Annotated in this window: 13 protein-coding genes; 12 read left to right on the top strand and 1 reads right to left on the bottom strand. The window is 40.1% G+C overall.

Translation table 11 applies throughout. The features are described from left to right. Nucleotides 1-268 precede the first annotated feature (268 nt). The 11 genes from HUS61_RS02470 (at nt 269) to HUS61_RS02420 (ending at nt 20,201) form a co-directional block, all read left to right on the top strand. Complete coding sequence (locus HUS61_RS02470; protein ID WP_175082023.1) at nt 269-2,353, top strand: DUF1302 domain-containing protein; 2,085 nt, start codon at nt 269-271, stop codon at nt 2,351-2,353. 12 nt (nt 2,354-2,365) lie between these two features. Further along, entirely contained in the window at nt 2,366-3,730 is a 1,365-nt protein-coding gene (locus tag HUS61_RS02465; RefSeq protein WP_175078403.1) for a DUF1329 domain-containing protein, read from the top strand. 123 nt (nt 3,731-3,853) lie between these two features. Next, entirely contained in the window at nt 3,854-4,858 is a 1,005-nt protein-coding gene (locus tag HUS61_RS02460; RefSeq protein ID WP_175082022.1) for a YCF48-related protein, read from the top strand. Then, on the top strand, nt 4,858-7,182 hold the full coding sequence (locus tag HUS61_RS02455) for an RND family transporter (protein ID WP_175082021.1): 2,325 nt from the start codon (nt 4,858-4,860) through the stop codon (nt 7,180-7,182). Before HUS61_RS02460 ends, HUS61_RS02455 begins: the two co-directional genes overlap by 1 nt. A gap of 212 nt (nt 7,183-7,394) precedes the next feature. Beyond that, nucleotides 7,395-12,233: an NAD-glutamate dehydrogenase gene (locus HUS61_RS02450; protein WP_175082020.1), complete on the top strand. Its 4,839-nt coding sequence runs from the start codon at nt 7,395-7,397 to the stop codon at nt 12,231-12,233. Nucleotides 12,234-12,347: 114 nt separating this feature from the next. Continuing rightward, nucleotides 12,348-13,358, top strand: coding sequence for a quinone-dependent dihydroorotate dehydrogenase (gene pyrD / locus HUS61_RS02445; protein WP_054561585.1), 1,011 nt, complete (start codon nt 12,348-12,350; stop codon nt 13,356-13,358). Nucleotides 13,359-13,478: 120 nt separating this feature from the next. Next, the gene (locus HUS61_RS02440; RefSeq protein WP_055022164.1) at nt 13,479-14,009 is read left to right on the top strand and encodes a cell division protein ZapC domain-containing protein; all 531 of its coding nucleotides are present in this window, start codon (nt 13,479-13,481) and stop codon (nt 14,007-14,009) included. Nucleotides 14,010-14,187: 178 nt separating this feature from the next. Continuing rightward, entirely contained in the window at nt 14,188-16,305 is a 2,118-nt protein-coding gene (gene rlmKL, locus HUS61_RS02435) for a bifunctional 23S rRNA (guanine(2069)-N(7))-methyltransferase RlmK/23S rRNA (guanine(2445)-N(2))-methyltransferase RlmL (RefSeq protein ID WP_062564474.1), read from the top strand. Beyond that, nucleotides 16,298-16,531: a glutaredoxin family protein gene (locus HUS61_RS02430; protein ID WP_175082019.1), complete on the top strand. Its 234-nt coding sequence runs from the start codon at nt 16,298-16,300 to the stop codon at nt 16,529-16,531. Before rlmKL ends, HUS61_RS02430 begins: the two co-directional genes overlap by 8 nt. A 14-nt stretch (nt 16,532-16,545) precedes the next feature. Beyond that, on the top strand, nt 16,546-18,456 hold the full coding sequence (locus HUS61_RS02425) for an ABC transporter ATP-binding protein (RefSeq protein ID WP_175082018.1): 1,911 nt from the start codon (nt 16,546-16,548) through the stop codon (nt 18,454-18,456). A gap of 11 nt (nt 18,457-18,467) precedes the next feature. Continuing rightward, on the top strand, nt 18,468-20,201 hold the full coding sequence (locus HUS61_RS02420; protein WP_175082017.1) for a DUF3466 family protein: 1,734 nt from the start codon (nt 18,468-18,470) through the stop codon (nt 20,199-20,201). Nucleotides 20,202-20,280: 79 nt separating this feature from the next. Here the strand turns inward: HUS61_RS02420 and HUS61_RS02415 are convergent, their stop codons facing one another. Continuing rightward, nucleotides 20,281-20,790: a DUF2062 domain-containing protein gene (locus HUS61_RS02415; protein WP_054561579.1), complete on the bottom strand. Its 510-nt coding sequence runs from the start codon at nt 20,788-20,790 to the stop codon at nt 20,281-20,283. A gap of 96 nt (nt 20,791-20,886) precedes the next feature. Here HUS61_RS02415 and HUS61_RS02410 point away from each other — a divergent pair, with 96 nt between their 5' ends. Continuing rightward, complete coding sequence (locus HUS61_RS02410; RefSeq protein WP_175082016.1) at nt 20,887-23,040, top strand: DNA internalization-related competence protein ComEC/Rec2; 2,154 nt, start codon at nt 20,887-20,889, stop codon at nt 23,038-23,040. Nucleotides 23,041-23,047: the final 7 nt, after the last annotated feature.

Below are 23,047 nucleotides of genomic sequence, written 5' to 3'. Positions count from 1 at the left end.
ATTTGTCGTCCAAAATGCTAAATTTCACTGTCCCCAATTCGCTAAATTTATTATATTTTTGTTAATTCGATTTGTTCTATTGTTAATTTACGTGTATAAAATATCTGGTATGACGTCTTACCAATACGTAAACGTCACATTTTTAAATAAATATTAACCGATTGAACGCGTTCTATATTGTAATTTTACTGTTTCGCTTCTATCGTTAGAAAGATACTAAAAACAACAATTTGATCACAAAACAACCCGTTACAGGGGGATGAACACAATGATAAAACGATCGCTTTTTGTTAAAAACAAAATAGCTTTGGGACTCGCGGCGGCTACACTCGGACTCTCAAGCACATCTTTGCATGCGGCAAACTTTGAGTTAGGTGACTTCGATATACGTTTTGACTCTAACTTCTCTTATGGCCAAAGCATTCGTGTTGAAGACCGAGATTTTCAACATATAGGTAAGAGTAATAATCCTTCATTTGACTGGACGGGTTATCATTCTGCTTTAAATCCAATTTATTCTTCTGCTGATGTATGGAACCAACCAGGTGCATACTCAAATAATGGTGATGCAGGTAACCTCAATTTTGATAGTGGTGATTCATTCTCAAAATTATTAAAAGGTAACCATGAGTTATCAATCAGCAAAGATAATTTTGGTTTCTTCACTCGCTTTATGTACTTTTACGACTTTGCCTTGATGGATGGTGATTACGCTTATAGCAACCCAACATCAGGTAACAAAGTAGACCCATGTGACGATGACGACACAAAAGAACAAGTGTGTGCTGATTTACGTTTACTAGACGCTTATGTATGGGCAAACTTTGATTTAAATGAAGGCCGTAACCCGCTGTCTATTCGTTTAGGCCAACAAGTTGTGAACTGGGGTGAGAGTACCTTGATTTCTCATGGTATTAACGTTAACCCAGTTGATATCGATCGTTTAAAAGCGCCAGGTGCAGAGTTAAAAGAAGCTTTCATACCTGTTGGTATGCTTTGGGCATCATTAGGCATCACAGATAATTTAACGCTAGAAGGTTTCTACCAATATGAATGGCATGAAACACGTCTTCCAGCGGCTGGTACATACTTCTCGACGAACGATTTCGCGTCAGAAAATGGTTATCAGCAAAATATCCAATTGGGCTTCACGTCTAACCCGGATATCGATTTAGCATTCTTAACTGAAAGCTTAAATAATTTAGATGACATTGTTCGCTCGCAAGGTGTTGATCCTACATCAGCACAAGGCCAAGCAATGATGGCGCAAATGTACTTAGCTTACCCAACCAAAGTGGCGTTAAAAGGCAAAGGTGGTGCAGGTAAAAACGAGCCAGACGATGGTGGCCAGTATGGTTTACGTTTAGGTATGTACTTACCTGAATTAAACGACACTGAAGTGGCGTTATACCACATTAACTATCATAGCCGTCGTCCGGTAATTTCTGGTCAGGTATCAAACTTCACTGATGCGGCAATCGCTGCTGATATCGGTATGTTATTAACAACAGATATCACAGAAGATAATGTAACTAATCTTCAAGCATTCACTAAAGGCCAGTTACAATACCCAGAAGATATTAAACTGTACGGTCTTAGCTTCAATACATCAGTAGGCGAAACCGCACTTGCTGGTGAATTTGCATTTCGCCAAGATGAGCCTCTGCAAATTGATGACGTAGAGCTTTTATATGCGGGTATGCCAGAGCAATTAGCAGTTGCAGGTATTCGTCCTGACTTTGCTGGTATTTCACAAATGAGCCCAGGCGATGCTACAAGCGTTGTAGGCCCTGGTGAAGTAGCACAAGGGTTTATCCTACGTAACACTGCACAATTACAATTTACAGCTACACACCTATTTGGCCCTTCACTTGGAGCTGATAGCTGGGCGGTAGTTGGTGAAATTGGTGGTGTACGCATTAACGATATGCCAGATTACGATGAGCTTCGTTTAAATGTTGCTGGTACTGGTCGAAGCGGTATTATGCAAGGCCCATTAAGTGATGATTATTCAACACTACACTTAGGTCTTTCTAATGGTCCTGAAACGAATCCGTTCCCAACGGCTTCTGCGTGGGGTTATCGTTTAATTGCGAAAGGTGATTATTATAACTTCTTCAGTGGTGTTAACTTCTCACCACGTTTTGTGTTCTCGCACGATGTGAATGGTATTACACCTGACCCAATGTTCTTATTTGTTGAAGACCGTAAATCGCTCGGTGTTACCATGAACTTCAACTATCAAAATGCGTGGTCGTTCGACTTTAGCTACAACTCATTCTGGGGTGGTGGCGCAACGAATACTTTCTCTGACCGCGATTATGTATCTTTCAATATTAAATATTCAATCTAAGGGTAAATTATGATTATTAGAAAACCTACCCTCATTGCTGCAGCATTTTGTGGCGTTTTCGCAAGCTCAAGCGTACTTGCAAAAATTACCGCTGATGAAGCGGCACGTTTAGGTAAAGATTTAACACCTATTGGCGCAGAAAAAGCTGCGAATAAAGACGGTTCTATCCCAGCTTGGGATGGTGGTATCACAACACCACCTGCTGGTTATAAACCGGGAATGCATCATCCTGATCCGTATGCTGATGATAAAATCTTATTCACGATTGATAAATCGAATGTAGCTGAGTACAAAGATTTCTTAAGCCCAGGTCAAATTGAATTATTCAATACTTATCCTGATACGTTTAAGATGAACATCTATCCAACACGTCGTAGCGCGTCTTATCCTCAGTTTGTATATGATGCAACTAAAAAGTATGCAACGACAGCTGAGTTAGTAGAAGGCGGTAACGGTATTAAAAACACTGCTGTGGGTGTTCCGTTCCCAATCCCTAAAGATGGCTTAGAAGCTATTTGGAACCACTTATTACGTTTCCGTGGTTTATCAATTGAGCGTTCTGGTGGTCAAGCAGCACCAACAGCATCTGGTTCATATAACTATGTAGGTTTTGATGAGCAACTGTTAGTTGAGTATTCATCACCTGAAGCAACGCCTGAAAAGCTACAAGAATCTAATATCTTGTTTAAGTTTAAGCAAAAAGTAACTGAGCCAGCGCGTCTTGCCGGCACTGCGTTATTAGTTCATGAAACAATGGACCAAATCTTAACGCCACGCCAAGCATGGACATACAACTCAGGTCAGCGTCGTGTTCGTCGTGCACCTAATGTTGCCTATGATGCACCGGGAACAGCTGCAGATAGCTTACGTACAACTGATGACTTTGATATGTTCAACGGTTCTCCAAATCGTTACAACTGGACATTAAAAGGTAAGCAAGAGCTTTATATTCCTTATAACAGTTATAAGCTTCACAGTGACAAACTTAGCTACGATGATATTCTGCAAGCAGGTCATATCAATCCTGAACATGTTCGTTATGAAAAACACCGTGTTTGGGTAGTTGAAGCGAACCTGAAAGAGGGCACGCGTCATATCTATAAAAAACGTGTTTTCTATATTGATGAAGATAGCTGGCAAGTACATGTAACGGATATCTATGATAACCGTGATCAAATGTATCGTGTAGCGATGGCGCATGGTCTTAACTACTATGAAGTACCAACTCATTGGAGTACATTAGAAGTTTACCATGACCTTAACTCTCGTCGTTATTTAGCAATTGGTTTAGACAACCAAGAAAAAATGTATGATTTCTCACAATCATTCAACGATAACGAGTTTACTTCAAGCGCATTACGCCGCGAAGGTCGTTAATCAAATTAAGGCACCTGACCCCAGGTGCCTTTTGCAATTCGCGTAAGTCATCAGTACACGCAATAGATTTCTCAGTGGCTTTTTTGACTTCTCTTTTTATTTTTTCGAAGGCGATTTATCTTTATGAAGTATTTGCTTTATGCCTGTCTTGCTTATAGTGCTTCATGTTTTGCTCAAGACATGCCTATGCCGCAACAAGCGATTAGCGCTGTTAACGCAAACAAAACTCTTCTCACCGACATTGAACTAGCTGGCCCAAATCTCATTGCAGTTGGCAAACACGGTGTGGTTATCACAAGTACAGACGCTCAAACCTGGCAACAAGCCAGTGTGCCTACTCAAGTGCTGCTAACAGCCGTTGATTTTTATAATAACGATTTAGGCTGGGCATGTGGTCATGATGCAACCATCATTAATACTGTAGATGCAGGAAAAACCTGGCAGTTACAGCAATCTTTACCAAACATGGATAAGCCATGTTTAGACATTTTATTTACTACTGAAAAACATGGCTATGCAGTTGGTGCATATGGAATGTTTTTTGAAACTAACGATGGTGGCCAAACTTGGCAGAAGCGTTTTTTAGATAGTCTGTTATTTGAAGAAGACCGTGAATACCTCAATGATTTAAAAGACAGTGACCCAGAAGGCTATGAAATTGAAACTGCTTCAATACTGCCGCATTTTAATCGCATCGTTAAAACCGAGAAGAGTCTATTTCTAGCCGGTGAAATGGGTTTAATGGCACAAAGTTTCGACAATGGTCAAACATGGCAGCGTCTTGAAGAGATCTATATGGGCTCTTTCTTTACGTTTGCGTCAACTGCAGATCAAGGTGGTGAAGATCTAGTTGCAGGCCTTCGAGGCAATATTTTCACTCGCCAAGCTGGCAGTGATCAATGGCAACAACTACCACACGACAATTATGCAACCGTGAATAGCGCGATTAAATACAACAACCAGTGGTTATTATTTGCCAACAGCGGGGTGATTTTCCAAATTGAGGATGGCCAATTATCAGAACAACAAATGGCCGATGGTAAATCGTTACTTGATGGTGTTGTGTTTCAAGACAAACTAGTTATGGCTTCAGAAAATGGCATTAAAGTGAAGGAGTTGAATCCGTAATGCGTGGTTTTTTAGATATTTTAGAAAGAGCGGTGTTTCGTCATCGCTTATTCGCAATTATTTCCTTTGCTTTGATCAGTTGTTTCTTATTATTCAAAGCAACACAAATTCAATTAGACGCGTCGTTTAATAAAAATATTCCGCTTAATCATGACTACATGAAAGTTTACACCAAACATGAAAAACAGTTTGGTGGAGCAAACAGCATTTTGATTTCTGTCTGTGATGCAGATGGTGATATTTTTAATGAGGAATTTTTCACCCAACTTAAAGCAGTTCATGATCAGCTTTACTTTATTCCGGGTGTAAATCGCCCATTGGTAAATTCAATCTTCGCACCGAGTGCGCGTTTTGTTGAAGTGGTTGAAGATGGTTTTGCTGGCGGTCCAATTATTCCAGCAAACTTTACCGCTGATAAACGTGGTCTTGCGGTTGTAAAAGAAAACATCGAAAAAGCAAAAGTCGTTGGCCGTATGATTGCCAGTGACTACTCATGTGCGATGGTGACAGCCCAGCTACTCGAAACTGATCCACAAACGCAAGAAAAACTAGATACTTTAGCGTTTGCAGAAAAGCTAGAAACACAAGTTCGTGAACCGCTAAGTACTGACAAGGTCAGTATTCATATTATTGGTTTTGCGAAAATGGCAGGGGATGTAGCAGAGGGTGCTAAAGGCGTACTGTTATTTTTTGCTATTGCCATTGCTTTCACATTCGTAATGGTTTGGCTGTTCTGCCATTCATTAAAACTGACTATTTTACCAATTGCCTGTTCAATCATTGCTGTTGTTTGGCAGTTAGGCTTGCTTTCAAGCTTAGGCTTTGGTTTAGACCCTATGTCAATTTTAGTGCCGTTTTTAGTGTTTGCGATTGGTGTAAGCCATGGCGTGCAAATGATTAATGACATCGGTAAAAAAGTGTCTACGGGTAGTTCAACTCGGGTTTGTTGTCAGGCAAGCTTTAGAGCACTTCTGATCCCAGGTGGTATTGCACTGCTATCAGACACAATTGGTTTCTTAACTTTACTCACCATTGATATTGGTATTATTCGTGAACTTGCTATCACAGCAAGTTTAGGTGTGGCGGTAATTATTTTTACTAACTTAATTTTATTACCTGTATGGGCATCGTACATGCGCTTTGAAGGCTCTGTGCATATTCAAGCAGGGACCCACACAGACAAACCAAATCTACTAGACAAGTTACGCGAGCTATTAGTAAAAGCGACTGATCGTAAAACAGCGGGTTTTATTATCGTCTTTACGGCTTTGTTATTTGCAGTGGGTTACTGGCAAGCTGACAAAATGCGTATTGGTGACTTGCATGCTGGTGCGCCATCTTTGCACCAAGATGCCCGCTATAACCAAGACACCTTTTTGATTTCTGATAAATACACCATTTCATCAGATATCCTAAAAGTGATTGTAGAAGCGTATCCTGCTGCGTGTACTGAGCATGATGTTATGGAGCGTATTAGTCGTTTCCAATGGCAGATGGAAAACGTTGCAGGGGTACAATCGGCTGTGAGCTTAAGCTCAGTTGCGCAATCTGTGAATGCCGGCTTCAACGAAGGTAACTTAAAATGGCAAAGCCTGCCGCGCAATACGGCAAGTTTAGTGCAAGCTACTTCACGCGTTGAAACAAGCTCAGGTTTACTTGATGGTAACTGCTCTGTAATGCCTGTGATTATTTTCTTAAATGACCACAAAGCAGAAACAATTGACCATGTGGTAGCTAAAGTTAAAGAGTTTGCTAAGGCTGAAGAAACCGATGAATTAAAGTTTAAGCTAGCGTCAGGCCCTGTCGGTGTGATGGCTGCAACGAACGAGTCGGTATCGGCTGCACAGCTACCTATGATGCTTTACGTTTACGGCGCCGTAATCCTGCTATGCTTAATTAGCTTTAGAAGTGTTAAGGCAACGGTCGCGGTTGTATTACCTCTGTACATCGTATCAACCTTAGCGCAAGCGTTGATGGTACAACTTGAAATAGGTTTAACAGTGTCGACATTACCAGTTATTGCTTTAGGTGTTGGTATTGGTGTCGATTACGGGATTTACATACTTTCATCAATGATGGGGCAGCTAAAACAAGGTGTGGCACTCGAAGTGGCTTATCGTAATGCGTTAGCAGAGCGTGGTAGTGCAGTGCTGTTCACAGGTATTACCTTAGCCATTGGTGTTAGCACATGGATTTTCTCTGATCTGAAGTTCCAAGTGGATATGGGTATTCTTCTGACCTTCATGTTTTTGGTTAACATGTTGGGTGCAGTACTACTTTTACCTGCAATTGGTAGCTTCCTCTGGACTGACCAGAAAAAATAATGTGAATAATTGTGCTCCAATATGGCTAGTAATGGCCATTTATATCTATATTTTGTGAATAGATGACCAAATAGCTGAAAAGCTTAAAATGATTTCATCGAAAAGGCTGTTTATTAGCTGTAAAAGAGTTAGAATTTACCTGACTCCACGCTAATAAATGGCTGTACAAATATTCTACTAATCGATAAGTAGTATAGATTAAGGAACATACAATGACACGAAATGAAGGGCAAGCCTCGGTTATCTTAGATAATGTCTGTAAGCTGATCCAGAAAAAAGTTCACGCTGATAATGTGTTACTCGTTGAGAAATTCGCCAAAGCCTTGTACAGCAATATGTCTAAAGAGGATTTGGCTCATCGCAACGATAGTGACTTATATGGCGCTGCACTAAGCCTATGGAACTCGCTAGAAAAAAATAATTCTGATGACGCGGTTGTCCGTGTTTTCAATCCTGAAGTAGCAAAAGATGGCTGGCAGTCATCGCACACTATTGTTGAAATCATCGCGAAAGACATGCCTTTCCTCGTTGATTCTGTGCGCATGGCCATGACTCGCGCAAACATCGCTTCTCACTTATTACTTCACTCTCCGCTGAAAATCCAACGTGATAAAAATGCTAAAATCACCGGTATTTCAAGCTTAAAAGCAGAGCAAGAATCAACGTCGACAAAAACTGTGTTCTTTATCGAAATTGATCGTCAAACAGATGCAAAAGTAATTGAGTCTTTCAAAAAAGAACTTGAGTCTGTGTTAGTTGACGTATCTATCGCTGTAGAAGATTGGCAGCCAATTCGTGAAAAGCTAATTGCGGTTACGAAAGACTTACCTAAACGCCACCATAATAATAACGAAAGCGAAGTTGCAGAGACGGTAGAGTTTTTAGACTGGTTAGCTAAAGATAACTTTACGCTAATGGGTTACCGTGAGTATGAACTTTCGCCTGTGCAAGGTGATTACCAGTTAAAAGGTAAAAAGGGCACTAGCCTTGGTCTAATGAAAAACACAGACGAAGAGCATAGCCGTTTACTTTCTGAGTTACCTGAAGTAGCGCGCCAAGAAGCGCGAAGCAGCAACTTATTAATTTTAACGAAAACAAATTCAGTGTCTCGTGTACATCGACCTGCATACATCGATTACGTGGGTATTAAGCGTTTTGATGATGAAGGCAATGTAATTGGTGAAGATCGCTTCCTTGGTTTATTCTCATCAAGCTTTTACAACAACAGCGCCGCTGATGTACCTGTACTGAAAAGTAAGATTAACCGCATTATGGAAATGTGTGACTTTGCTAAAGGCACCCATGCATACAAAGCGGTATTAAATATTTTAGAAACGTATCCACGTGATGAGCTTGTGCAAGCACGTGAAGCTGAACTACTTGAAGTTGCCATGGGCGTATTACAAGTACAAGAGCGTGATATGTGCCGTATTTTTGTGCGTAAAGACGCATATGGCCGTTTCTTCTCTTGCATGGTATATGTTCCGCGTGAGCGCTATAACACGGCACTACGTCGTGAAACGCAACGTATCTTAGCCAATGCATTTAATTCTGACGACAAAGTCGAATTTACTACTTTCTTCTCTGAGTCAACATTAGCCCGTACACATTACACGGTGCGTGTGACTGACAATAATATTGAATATAACGTGAAAGACATCGAAAACAACCTAATTGAAGCTGCCCGTACTTGGGAAGATAGACTCCAATCTGCACTACTTGAAAGCGCAGGTGAAGCACGCGGTAAAGAACTAAACCGTAAATATGCACAAGCGTTTGCAAGTGCGTATAAAGATCAGGTTTTACCAAGTGCAGCGGTTGTTGATATTGAAAAGCTAGAGCTTCTGAATGACGAGAACAAACTTGAAATGTTGTTCTACCGTCCACAAGAAGAAGCAAACACCAATGTTGTTCGTTTAAGCTTATTCCATAAAGATGTGCCAATCCACTTATCTGACGTAATGCCGATGTTAGAAAACTTTGGTTTACGCGTAGTGGGTGAAACGCCTTACTCAGTGAAAACGACTGACGGTAAAGTTAATTGGATCATGGATTTCACCATGCTAATTGACAACAAGGGCATTGCTGACTTTGATAAAGTCTCAGCGCGTTTCCGTGCAGCGTTAACGAACGTGTGGAATAACCGTTTAGAAAATGATGGTTTCAACCGTTTAGTATTAATGGGTGGCTTAACAGGTCGTGAAGCGTCTATTCTTCGTGCCTACGCTAAATACATGCGTCAAATTGGTGTAACTTTCTCGCAAACTTACATCGAAAGCACATTTGCAAATTACCCACACATTGCATCGCAAATCGTTAACTTATTCACTAAAAAGTTCTCAGTTAAGAACCCTGGTAGTGAGAAGACACTTGAGAAGCTAGTTGCACAAGTTAATCTTGAACTAGAAAACGTAGCAAACCTAGATGATGACCGTATCATCCGTTTATACGTTGATATGATCAATGCAACTCTTAGAACGAACTTCTTCCAAAAAGAAGCGGATGGCCAATTTAAGTCATACGTATCGTTCAAAGTTCAGCCTTCTATGATCCCTGAAATGCCATTACCACTGCCTGCGTTTGAGATCTTTGTATACTCGCCGCGCGTTGAAGGTGTTCATTTACGTGGTGGTAAAGTTGCTCGTGGTGGTTTACGTTGGTCTGACCGTCGAGAAGACTTCCGTACTGAAGTACTGGGCCTTGTTAAAGCTCAACAAGTTAAAAATACAGTTATCGTGCCAGTAGGTTCTAAAGGTGGTTTCGTATGTAAACAGCTACCGACAGACCGTGAAGCATTCTTCAAAGAAGGCCAAGAGTGTTACAAGATTTTCATCCGTGGTTTATTAGATATCACAGATAACATTGAACGTGGTGAGATTGTGCCACCAGTTGATGTTGTTCGTCATGATGAAGATGACCCGTATTTAGTTGTTGCTGCCGATAAGGGTACTGCGACTTTCTCTGATATTGCTAACGGCATTGCAAATGAATATAACTTCTGGCTAGGTGATGCATTCGCATCGGGTGGCTCAGTAGGTTACGACCACAAGAAAATGGGTATCACTGCAAAAGGTGCTTGGGAATCTGTTAAGCGTCATTTCCGTGAAATGGATATTGACTGTCAAACAACAGATTTCACTGTGGTGGCAATCGGCGACATGGCAGGTGACGTATTTGGTAATGGTATGCTGCTTTCTAAGCACATTCGCTTACAAGTAGCGTTTAACCACATGCACATCTTTGTTGATCCAAATCCAGATGCAGCGACATCTTATCCAGAGCGTGAGCGTTTATTTAATTTACCGCGTTCTTCTTGGGAAGATTACAACAAAGACCTTATTTCACAAGGTGGTGGCATTTTCTCTCGTGCGGCTAAATCAATTAGCTTAAGCCCAGAAATGAAGAAAATGCTTGGCACTAAGAAAGCGAGCATGACACCTAACGAGTTAATCAAAGCAGCTCTAATGATGGAGTTTGATTTACTTTGGAATGGTGGTATCGGTACTTACATCAAGAACTCTAAAGAGACTGATGCTGATGTGGGTGACCGCGCGAATGATGCACTTCGTATTAACGGTTCTGAGCTTGGTGCGAAGATCTTAGGTGAGGGCGGTAACTTAGGTGCGACTCAATTAGGTCGTATTGAATTTGCGGCTAAAGGCGGTCGTGTTAACACCGACTTTATCGATAACGTAGGTGGTGTTGCGTGTTCAGATAACGAAGTAAACATCAAGATCTTACTTAATGGCCTAGTTGCTGAAGGTGACTTAACACGTAAACAGCGTGATGAGTTACTTTATTCAATGACTGATGAAGTGTCTGAGTTAGTATTGAAAGACTGTTATCGTCAAACGCATACCTTATCGATTACTCAATCAAAAGGTACGTCAACGCTTAAAGAAAAAGTACGTTTCATCCATGCCCTTGAAAAAGATGGCAAGCTTAACCGTGCAATCGAGTTCATTCCAACGGATGAAGAGCTTGCAGAGCGCGCAGCAGCGGGTAAAGATTTAACTCGTCCAGAACTTTCTGTACTTGTTTCTTACGCGAAGATGGTATTAAAAGAGTCTCTAGTGGTTGATGAAATCACTGAAAACCCTTACTACCGTCAGTTATTAGTTAAGTCGTTCCCTGTGCCACTTCGTGAGAAGTTCAACGATGCAATGGATAACCACCCACTTCGTAAAGAGATTATTGCAACGAAACTTGCAAACAACATCGTTAACGATATGGGTCTTAACTTTATGGTTCGTATGCACGAAGAAACAGGTGCTAACGAAGCTGAAATCGCACTTTGCTACTCAATTGCAAAAGAAGTGTTCCAGATGCCAGAAACATGGTCATCGATTGTTGCACTTGATAATAAGATCCCAGCAGCTGTACAAACAGAAATGCTATATCAATTACGTCGTACGGTTCGTCGTGCAACACGTTGGTTCTTACGTCATCGCAATAAAGCACAAACAATTGAGCAAGCAATTGAATTCTTTGCACCAACATTTGCTGATTTAAGTGAAAACTTAAACAGCTACATGGTTGAAAAAGAAAGCGAGCGCTTAGTTAAAGCGGCAGATAAGCTAATTGACAGCAATGTACCAAAAGCACTTGCAACACGTATTGTGTCACTATCAAGCTTATTCTCTGTAATGGACTTAGCTGAAATCGCTAACAATTCAGATCGTAGCATTGATATGGTTTCTAACACCTACTTCAAGCTAGGTGCGCGTATGGGCTTACATTGGTTCCTTGACCAAATCACCAACCAACCAGTTGCGAACCACTGGCAAGCACTTGCTCGTGCTTCTTACCGTGAAGAGCTGGATTGGCAACAACGTACATTATCAGCTGTGGTACTTAATAGCTTTGCTGCAGACAGCAAAGACATTGATGCACAAATTGATGAGTGGATGGATAACCAAGATCTACTATTACAACGTTGGAAGCAGATGCTTTCTGAGTTCAAAACATCGCAAAGCCATGATTTTGCGAAGTTCTCAGTGGCACTTCGTGAACTAATGTTGTTAAGCCACAACTGTGACACTTCCAAATAAGTGAAAAGTCGTTAAAATACATACCCCAGCTCGCTGGGGTATTTTTTTGCCCTTAATTTGCAATGGTCCGTTTATAAACGGCTACCTTGTTTATTTTTACCTAAGGAACAAACCATGTTTTATGATCTAGCTCGCCGTTTTATGTTTACCCGTGATGCGGAGTGGGCTCATGAATTTGCACTTAATAATTTACGCCGATTTGCTCATACGCCATTGAGTGCTGCGTGGTCTCAATCTGTCCCTAATAAACCCGTCAACTTTTTAGGTTTAGAGTTTAAAAACCCAGTAGGTTTAGCGGCTGGCTTAGATAAAAATGCCGAGTGTATTGATGCATTTTCGCAAATGGGTTTTGGTTTTGTAGAAGTAGGTACTGTTACACCACGTCCGCAAGCGGGTAACGATAAACCGCGAATTTTCCGCTTACCTGAATCAAATGCGATTATTAACCGCATGGGCTTTAACAATAAGGGCGTTGATAACCTAGTTAACAATGTTAAAGCAGCGAAATACGACGGTATTCTAGGTATTAATATTGGTAAAAATAAAGATACACCAAACGAGCAGGGTAAAGATGATTACATTCACTGTATGCGTAAAGTATTTGAGCATGCATCGTATATCACAGTAAATATTTCTTCACCGAATACCCCAGGTCTTCGTGATTTACAGTACGGCGAAGCGCTTGATGACTTATTGCAAAGCTTAAAGAATGAACAACTTGATCTAGTTGCTAAACATAACAAACAAGTGCCTATGCTAGTTAAGATCGCCCCTGATCTTGATGAAGTACAAATCGGCCAAGTTAGTGAGTCATTGATCAACAATAAGATCGATGGTGTTATTGCTACAAACACCACACTTGAGCGTGCAATGGTACAAGGTCAACAATACGCAAATGAAGCGGGTGGTTTATCAGGCCAGCCTGTGCGTCAGCGTTCAACCCACGTGGTTAGTGAGCTTAAGCGTTTAACCGAAGGTAAACTACCTATCATTGGTGTGGGTGGTATTGACGATGCTGATTCGGCAAAAGAGAAATTTGCAGCTGGTGCAGACCTTGTACAAGTTTACACTGGTTTCATTTATAAAGGCCCAGAATTGGTAAAAACGATCCTAAACAGCTTATAAGGATCAGTTATCTAAGCAATTGATCATTAATAAAATGTTCTAAGAAATCATTTTATTAATGGTCTGCTTTAGTTATAATTTGTGATTATGCGCACAGTATTTATTCGTTAGGGAGGGGACATGTTACAAGCATCTAAGCAATGGAAATGGCTTGCTTGTGCAAAAAATAATCGTCTTTTGGTTGACCTAGACCAAGATATGCAACTGTGCACGCCTTACAAACTTCGCCAACTCACTGATGCTGTTTTACAAGAGCCTAACTTTAGCCTTGAAGACGCTGCATTTTATCAGCAAGTTTATCAATACCTCGAAACTTTCTCACTATGGAACCCTGCAGAGCTTTGCCAAATCGCGCTAAATGCTACTGCGGTAAAATTTCATTTAAAGCCAGTACTTGCAAAAAGTTGGTTCTTTCATGAGTATCATGGCAGCCAGCCAAGTGTCGAAGCTGTAGTGAAGTTGTGCTCACAGGCACAAGAAGGTGAGTTTTTAATTGTTGACCACTCAAGCGAAGCCTCAGTGTGTATTAACCTAAGCCAACACTTTCAACTAGACGAAAACCTTTCTCTTGAACAGTTTGAGGCTATTAAGGTTTTAAATAACCGTATCCATCCTGTTTATATTCAACAAAAACAGTTTAAATCAGCCTAGGGCGTGTTGACCTTTGTGAATTAAAATTTGTTCACTTTAGGAGCTATTTAATCGCGGCGCGAGATTTGTAACCTAGTGAGCTAAGTAAAAATCCAGCTAATATCCCTGCAAATGTTGGCGTTTTTGTTCGCCAAGCTATGCTATAATCCTGCGCAATTAGAATTTAAGGGTTTTTACTTTGCAATTTATCGCACTTACTTCTATCGGAATAGAAAATTTACTTGTTGATGAGCTTACAGCACTAGGTGCAGAAGTCTCAAAACAAACCGTGGGCTCTGTACGTTTTGAAGCAGATAGCTTATTAGCACAAAAGATTTGTTTATCGAGCCGTTTTGCGACTCGTATCATGATGCTGATAGAAGAAAAAGAAGGCGTAAAAGACAAAGACAGCCTTTATCAATTTGCGCGCTTGCAGCCTTGGCAGGAATGGTTTGGCCCTAAACAAACCTTTGCTGTTGATTTTAGTGGTACAAATAACGATTTAAAAAATACGCAATTTTCAGGTCTAGTTGTAAAAGATGCGATTGTTGATTACTTCGCGGATTTATTCGAGCAACGTCCTGATGTTGATAAATACAATGCCAATGTACGTGTTGTAGCAAGATTGAACCGTCAAGGTGTTGCGCTTTACATCGATTATTCTGGCCCGCGTTTATCTGAGCGTGGTTATCGTCAAGATCAAGGCAAAGCGCCGATTAAAGAGCATTTAGCTGCAGCCCTTGTGAAACGAAGTGGTTGGCTTGAAAACGTACAACAACCTTTATTCGATCCATGTTGTGGCTCTGGTACCATTTTAATTGAAGCTGCAAGCATGGCACGCAATGAAGCGCCGGGCTTATTCCGTGAAGGTTTTGCCTTTGAGCGATTGCCTAGTTTCCGAATTCAAAAATACAAAGAATTAAAAGCAGAACTAACGGCCCAAATTACAGATCCTAAACTTTGGCTTATTGGCCATGATATTGACGCCAGTGTGATTTCAAAAGCGCAAGAAAACGCAGAGCGTGCTGACCTTGGTAATGTGATTAAGTTTAAACAAAGTGATGCCACTAAGTTAACCTCAGTTGCGAAACTACCTGGTGTGGTGATTTCAAACTTACCTTATGGTGAACGTTTAGGCTCAATGGCTGAGCTGGTGAACTTACATCGTAGCTTAGGTGTAGGTTTTAAAAAGCACTTTAATCATTGGAAACTTGCTTTACTTGGCACTGACGAAAGCTTATTTAAGTTATTAAAGTTAGTTAAGTTAAAACGCTATAAGTTTAAAAATGGCCCTTTAGATGTTGTATTAAATCTATACCAACTTGACGATAAACAAGTAGAACTTAGCAAAGAAGATAAGCCGGCTCTTAATTTTGAAGGTTCAACTGCCTTTGCAAACCGTTTAAAGAAAAATAAGCAAAATTTAAAGAACTGGTTAAAGCAAAATGAAGTAAGCTGCTACCGTGTTTATGATGCGGATATTCCAGAATATAACGTAGCTGTTGATGTATACGATGATTCAGCGGTTATTTTTGAATATGCTGCACCGAAAGAAATCGATGACAATACGGCTCAAAAACGTTTGCAAGATGTGATCAGCTTGACCGCTGAGCAATTAAAGATAGCACCAGAAAATATTGCAGTTAAAGTGCGTAAAAAGCAAAAAGGTGAAGAGCAATATACCAAGGTAGCAAAACAAAATCGTACTCAAGTAGTTGAAGAGTTTGGCGCTAAATTCAAAGTAAACTTATTTGATTATTTAGATACTGGTTTATTTTTAGATCACCGTTTAGCTCGTCGTTATATCCAACAAAACGCACAAGGCAAACGTTTCTTAAACTTGTTTGCTTATACAGGCAGCGCATCTGTGCATGCTGCTGTGGGTGGTGCTAAAGCGATTACCACGGTTGATATGTCAAAAACCTACCTAAAGTGGGCGCAAGAAAACTTTGCTCTGAATGATATCAGTAATACACGTTATCGTTTTGAGCAAGCAGACTGCTTGAAGTGGCTTGAGTATGCACAAGGCCAATATGATTTAATTTTCTTAGATCCACCGACGTTCTCAAACTCAAAACGTATGAAAGATGCGTTTGATGTACAACGCGACCATATCAAATTACTTACCTGGGTTAAGAAAATTTTAAGCCCTAACGGTACGCTTATATTCTCAAATAATAAGCGTGGCTTTAGCATGGATGAAGTAGGGCTAATGGGTCTGGGTTTAAAAGCAGAAAACATTTCTGACAAGACTTTATCACCAGATTTTAAACGTAATAAGCAAATTCATAATAGCTGGCTTATTACCCATGGCTAACTTTACCCTGTACTACACTGATGGCTGTCATCTGTGTGAAATGGCCGATGAATTATTAATTGCTGCAAACGCTTCGTTTGTAGCAAAAGATATTATGGACAGTGAACAGCTGATTGAACTTTACCAAACCAGTATTCCGGTTGTGGAATCTCATCAAGGCAAGAAATTATTTTGGCCTTTTGATGCTGAGCAATTAGCGCAATTTATTGCTGATAATAAAGAATAAGAGTAGTAATCACGATGGATTTAATCAGAATAGCCAAAGCTCAACTCGCTTATGGTACGCATCCGCTACTAGATGATGCCGATGCCGTTATTGAGTCAGGTGAGCGCGTTTGTATCGTTGGTCGAAACGGTGCAGGTAAATCAACACTATTAAAAGTGCTTGATGGCCAAGTGACATTGGATGATGGTGAAATCAACCAATTAGGCGGTATTCGTATTTCACGTTTAGAGCAAGATCCACCAAAAGGGGCGGCAGGCTCAGTATTTGATTATGTCGCGCAGGGCATGCCTGACATTGCTAACTTACTGATAGAATATCACCAAGTTAGTAATCAAATGCAAACAGACTATAACGATAAATTGCTTAACAAATTAGAGCGTTTATCTAATCAATTAGAAACCGTTGATGGCTGGCGTTTTGATACCCGTATTCAGCTCGTTTTATCTCGCTTAGAGCTAGACCCAGAAGCCAAGCTTGAATCATTATCGGGTGGTTGGCTACGTAAAGTTGCTCTTGCACGAGCCTTGGTTAGTGAACCTGATTTACTGCTACTTGATGAGCCTACCAACCACTTAGATATGAGTAGTGTTATTTGGCTTGAGCAATTTTTAAAAGAGTTTAAAGGCGGCATCGTTTTTATTTCTCATGACCGTGCATTCATTCGAGCAGTTGCAACCCGTATTCTTGATTTAGACCGTGGTAAGCTGGTTTCATACCCTGGCGATTATGCGACATATCTTGAACAAAAAGCGCATGATCTAAAAGTAGAAGAAACACAAAACGCATTATTTGATAAGCGCTTAGCAGAAGAAGAAGCGTGGATCCGCCAAGGTATTAAAGCACGTAGAACGCGTAATGAAGGCCGTGTACGTGCTTTAAAAGAGTTACGTAAAGAGCGTAAGCAGCGTGTTGATCAAGTCGGTAAAACTGATTTCAATATTGAAACAGCGGATCGTTCAGGTAAATTAGTATTCGAAGCGAAAAACATCTGTCATGCATTTAAAGATAAAGTCATCGCAAAAGACTTTTCAACCCTTGTTATGCGTGGCGATCGTGTTGGCCTTATTGGGCCAAATGGTATTGGTAAAACAACACTGCTTAAAATTTTATTTGGTGACTTAACACCTGATAGCGGCAGTGTTAAGCAAGGTGTTAACTTAGAGTTTGCTTATTTTGACCAGTATCGTCAAAAACTTGATGAAGAAGCAACAGTACAAGATAACGTAGCTGAAGGTAAGCAAGAAGTGATGATGGGCGGGCGCTCACGTCATGTACTAGGTTACTTACAAGACTTCTTATTTCCACCGGCAAGAGCGCGTACGCCAGTAAAAGCGCTTTCAGGTGGTGAGAAAAACCGCTTATTATTAGCAAAGTTATTTTTAAAGCCATCTAACATTATTGTTCTCGATGAGCCTACCAATGACCTCGATATTGAAACTTTAGAGCTTTTAGAAGAGATCATTAACCAATATCAGGGCACTGTACTGATTGTAAGCCATGACCGTGAATTTATTGATAATACCTGTAATTCTGTATGGGCATTTGAAGGTAACGGCAAGATCACCGATATTGTCGGAGGCTATAGCGACTATGAAGCGTATGCAGCTCATTTAGCTGAGCAAGAAAAACAACAACAGCAACAAATTAAGCAAGAAAAGCCGGCCGTTGTTAGCCAAGATAAAACACCAAAGAAAAGTAATAAACTCTCTTACAAATTAAAACTTGAATTAGAAGAATTACCCAGTAAAGTGGAACAACTTGAAAAAGCGTTAGACGCTCAGCAAGTTGTGGTTAATGACCCTGACTTTTTTAAGCAAGATGCTGCAATTACAACAGAAGCATTGAACCATTTAGCCGAGTTAGAGTCTGAGCTTGAAGTCGCTTTTGAGCGCTGGGAAGAACTCGAAGATTTAAAGAATCAGTAGTAAGGATTAAAATGAAATACAAATTACTCGCTGCCAGTATTTTAGCCACCCTAAGTACCTCAGCGATGAGCGCAACCTATAAATTAGAAGAATTAGGTGGAATTGATGGCGCTAAATTTAACTACGTAACAGATGTTAGTGAAAACGGTCACATCATAGGCTTAGCAAATGGCCTTTACAAATTACCCGTTGATGTCTCTTATATCGATTTTACAGATTCGTTGATCAAAGATGCTTATGATACAGCTAAAAAGCAGTATGAACTCATTGATAAAGAAATTACATTCACCCTTGATGATATTGAGAATAACGATGCGGTAAATACAAATGCCGATGCTCATGCATTTATGGTAAGTTTTTTAACAGGTCGTTCAACTGACTCAGAATATCAAAAATTATCAAGTGCAATTACAACACTTTACACATCTGAAGGTGCTTCAGAACAAGTTTTATTTGATGAACAGTCTCTTGATTTTGATGGCTTAACACGCTCGACTTCTAATTTATTAAATGCTGTAACAGATGACGGTGTGATGGTTGGTTGGGGCAGTGCACCTTACGAAAAAACATCGTTCACTCAAACAGATGAAGACGAAGAAGAAACCCACTTTTTAAGAGACTTCATTAGCCGTGCAATTGTTATCAGCGAAGACGGTGTGAAAGTTGAATTAGCACCAGAGTTTGATGAGTATGGTGGTGTTAGCTCAGCAAATGATATTATCAAAACAGCAAATGGCTATGAAGTAGTAGGCACTGTCTCTACTGATATTGCGGTTGATCCACTGGATGATATTACTGATAACTGTGACGGAGAAGATGAACCAGTTTCAGACTGTGTAGAAGCGTACAACCGTACTTATTCAACGGGTATTTATAATAAACGTGCTGTTAAGTGGACATTAGACAGTAATCTAAACATCACCAATACAGAAATGTATGGCTTAGGTTTAACGCCTGAAGATGATGAAGATTTCGCGTTTCGTAGTAACGCACTTGCAATCAACGAAAATGGTTTAGTGGTTGGTACGTCTGATGTGCGTTACAAGAGTAATAGTACACGTATTACTATGCCTGTTATTTTCGAAAATGGTGAAGTAAAAGAATTTATCGACCAAGAGGATGATTGGATTTCGGGTCAGCCTTTAGCGGTAAATAATGATGATGTTATTGTTGGCTACGCGAGCAAGCGTATCGACGGTACAACGCGTACAAAGTTTTTCTACTACGATAAAAATAGCGATAGCGTTGTTTTCCCAACGGATTACTTTTCAAGCTCAAGTTCATTAGCTAACGATATCAATGACAATGGTATTATTGTTGGTGAGGGCGAAACAGATATTTACAATACTTCTACCCGTCGTCGTGAAGGTTTCATGTACACCATCGGTGAAGATTCAGTTGTTAACTTAAACGATTTATTACCTTGTTATGAAGAAGATGGTGAGACTCGCTTCAAATACACGGTTGCTGAAGCGAAATCAATTAACAACAATAATGAAATCTTCGGTGTTGCGACTAAAACTGTTGAAAAGACAGATTCATTCGGTAACGTTGTAGTCGATGTTAATGGCAATATCGAATATGAAAGTGTCGCAGTGGCTGTTAAGTTAACACCAATTGACGGCAGTGTTGAAGAATGTCCTGCAGAAGAGATTGAACAATACGAGCGTCAATCAGCAAGCTTCCCTTGGTATGCATTATTGCTATTACCATTTGCAGCAGCACGTCGCTTCTTTAAAAAGTAATCGTTTCGTAATCGAGACTTACTAATCAATATTAAAAAACCCAGCTTCAAGCTGGGTTTTTTGTCTATACTGAAATCAGTTATTTTTTATGGCGGTGTATCCATGCTTTACGGACTGAGCGTTTCCAAAGCATGTCGGTACCAAAATAACCAATGATTGCCGCAGCTGTTGCACATATAAATGAGCCAACTAAAAATGCAGGGCCAATTGTTGTAAGGCTATCTATAAACCATTGCCAGCTTGGTTCAAATTGGAAGTGCTGCTGTGGTTGAGCAAGGGCAATGGTGCCTACAATATATGAACAATAGAAAATAGGAGGCATGGTCAGTGGGTTAGTGATCCACACTGTTGCAACAGAAATCGGTAAATTTACTCGAAATGGAATAGCCAGGGCGGCTGCAAGGACCATTTGAAAAGGAACAGGGATGAACGCAAAAAATAAACCAACAGCAAATGCACCGCGTGCTGAGCGTCTATTTAAGTGCCATAAATTGGCATCATGCAATAAACGACCAAAAATTCTTAAATACTTGTGTTCTTTTACCTTGTTATGATCAGGTAAAAAGCGTTGGATCGTTTTCTTAGCCATTTAAAGCAACCATTTACATCTATTTGGTTATGCAGCGGCTTTGTTATAGGCTGTTTTTTCACCCTATATACATTTGGCACTGCGGCGTTTTATATAATGAGTTTTGCTGTATTGCTAGCAGGTGCCTATTTTAAGCCTTTTTTAACTCTATTGTCAGGGTTTATTTGCGCTATTTTAGTAGTGATTTTTCATTACTTCATCTTTTATTCAATCTCTGACTGTCAAATCGATTATCAACAAAGCAGATTAGTTCTATTTGAGGTAGTTGAAACTTACAGTGAACAAAGCCCTTATTACATTAAAGCAAGTCTTAAAAATATTGAATCTTGCTCTACAGGCATGCGACCTGCTCCTAATGCGATGCTAAGCATTACTTCAGATAAACCTGTTACTAGTGGAGATAAATTAAGCGCAGAACTCAAACTTAAACCTTACAGATCGGTAAAAAATTTCTATAGTTTTGATAGAGAGCGGCAAGCATTACTTGAGCGAGTATTTTATAAAGGCCGAAGCGTAGGGGAGATAAGCTATTTAAATCATCATCGATATGACTCCCTTCGAGTGAGTTACCACACATATATTGAAAAAGTGACGGCAAACACCCAATTACAATGGCTTTATTATGCGCTTTTAACCGGTGACAAAAGTAAAATAAGCTATGAAGATAGAAAACACCTACGTGAATTAGGCTTGTCGCATCTGCTTGCTATTTCAGGTCTTCATATCGGACTTATCTTTGCAGTCGGCTTTTATAGTAGTAAGTGGCTGTTAAGAGTGAGTCATTTACGCGTAAGACAATCAATTCAATTAAATAAGTTATTTGTTTTTGTAGGGTTCTGTTGCTCGTTCATCTATGTCTACTTAAGTGATTTTATAGTTTCCGCAAGCCGAGCGCTGCTGATGTTAGGCTGTTACCTTGTTATTTATAACCTAGGGAAAAACCCAGTGCGTTGGCGTTCAATTTTGTACGCCTTGAGTGTTGTGTTGTTTATAGACCCATTTGCACTTTTAAACCCCGGGCTCTATTTCAGTTTTTTGGCTGTTACGATCATCTTTCTACTGACTAAAAACACAGTTAATTTGTCACTTGGTTTTTTAAAGCGATTTGCACAGCTACTGCAAGTTCAGTGCGCTTTATTTGTCGGTTTACTGCCTCTATCCTTATATTACTTCTCAGGCACTAGCGTCATAGGTTTATTGATTAACCTCATTGCCGTGCCCTTGGTAGGTTTACTATTATTGCCTTTGTTACTTTTTTATAGTTTGGTTTCTAGCCTACTGGATGTTTCTGGTTTGTTATCAATCGTCGACAGTGCGCTGTATTATGGCTATCAATTACTACTCTCTATCCCTAATGGCTGGCGTTGGTTCTCGCTCAATGAGTTTAGTTTTTCATTATTGATCATAAGTTACATATCACTTCTGCTGTTGTACTTTAGTCCAAATAAATATGTGTGCTTAATTCCTGTTTGTATCTATGTCGTTGATAGTGAATTACAGCCAGAAGCTAAGTTTCAGTTAGATGTGTTTGATGTAGGGCATGGCTTAATGGTGATGGTAAGCCACAAAAACAAAGCGATAATTTATGATTTAGGGCCACAGTACTTTGGCCGTTATGATTATGTACGCCGTGTATTACTCAACAACATCATTAAACAACAGTTATCTGTTATCGCAACAATAATAAGCCACTTAGATAACGACCATTCTGGCGGTTTAACAAGTTGGCAAATGGCAGGGTTTCAAGACACTCTAGCTATCTTTCATCCTCAGGGGCTGGGAAATAAGTGCAAAACAACAACACTCAAGCTTGATGAGCTTAATATCAGAAGTTTTACAGCAAAGGTAGAAAACGCGAGTCGTAATGATCAGTCGTGTTTATTAAAAGTAACGGGTTTTAATTACTCAGTGTTACTGACTGGGGATATATCCGCAGCGGCAGAAACTAAGCTTGTTGAAGCGGGGAAGGATTTACGAGCGACTATTTTAATAAGCCCCCATCATGGTAGTAATACTTCTTCCAGTTATAAATTTATAGGTGCAGTAAACCCTGAAGTAGTTATTCATTCATCTGCTTATCAAGGGCAATGGCGCTTTCCTCATCCTGAGGTTGTAAATCGTTATAACCAACACCATATACAGCAGTTATCGACGGCAGAATATGGCCATATACGCATAAAATTTTACGAAGATAAATATCGCTTAGAATTTGCGCGAGAGCAGGAAAGTTATTGGTTCGAACAAGATTGACGTTTTG

The sequence above is a fragment of the Pseudoalteromonas sp. 0802 genome (assembly GCF_013350085.1).
Lineage (GTDB): Bacteria > Pseudomonadota > Gammaproteobacteria > Enterobacterales > Alteromonadaceae > Pseudoalteromonas.
Note: the sequence above shows the minus strand (reverse complement) of the source record. Positions and strands in the feature narration are given on the sequence as shown.

Coding starts and splice junctions, on each gene's coding strand:
- HUS61_RS02410 (WP_175082016.1), top strand. CDS start 20,887: ATGAGTTTTGCTGTATTGCTAGCAGGTGCCTATTTTAAGCCTTTTTTA.
- HUS61_RS02420 (WP_175082017.1), top strand. CDS start 18,468: ATGAAATACAAATTACTCGCTGCCAGTATTTTAGCCACCCTAAGTACC.
- HUS61_RS02470 (WP_175082023.1), top strand. CDS start 269: ATGATAAAACGATCGCTTTTTGTTAAAAACAAAATAGCTTTGGGACTC.
- HUS61_RS02430 (WP_175082019.1), top strand. CDS start 16,298: ATGGCTAACTTTACCCTGTACTACACTGATGGCTGTCATCTGTGTGAA.
- HUS61_RS02440 (WP_055022164.1), top strand. CDS start 13,479: ATGTTACAAGCATCTAAGCAATGGAAATGGCTTGCTTGTGCAAAAAAT.
- HUS61_RS02425 (WP_175082018.1), top strand. CDS start 16,546: ATGGATTTAATCAGAATAGCCAAAGCTCAACTCGCTTATGGTACGCAT.
- HUS61_RS02450 (WP_175082020.1), top strand. CDS start 7,395: ATGACACGAAATGAAGGGCAAGCCTCGGTTATCTTAGATAATGTCTGT.
- pyrD (WP_054561585.1), top strand. CDS start 12,348: ATGTTTTATGATCTAGCTCGCCGTTTTATGTTTACCCGTGATGCGGAG.
- HUS61_RS02460 (WP_175082022.1), top strand. CDS start 3,854: ATGAAGTATTTGCTTTATGCCTGTCTTGCTTATAGTGCTTCATGTTTT.
- HUS61_RS02455 (WP_175082021.1), top strand. CDS start 4,858: ATGCGTGGTTTTTTAGATATTTTAGAAAGAGCGGTGTTTCGTCATCGC.
- HUS61_RS02415 (WP_054561579.1), bottom strand. CDS start 20,790: ATGGCTAAGAAAACGATCCAACGCTTTTTACCTGATCATAACAAGGTA.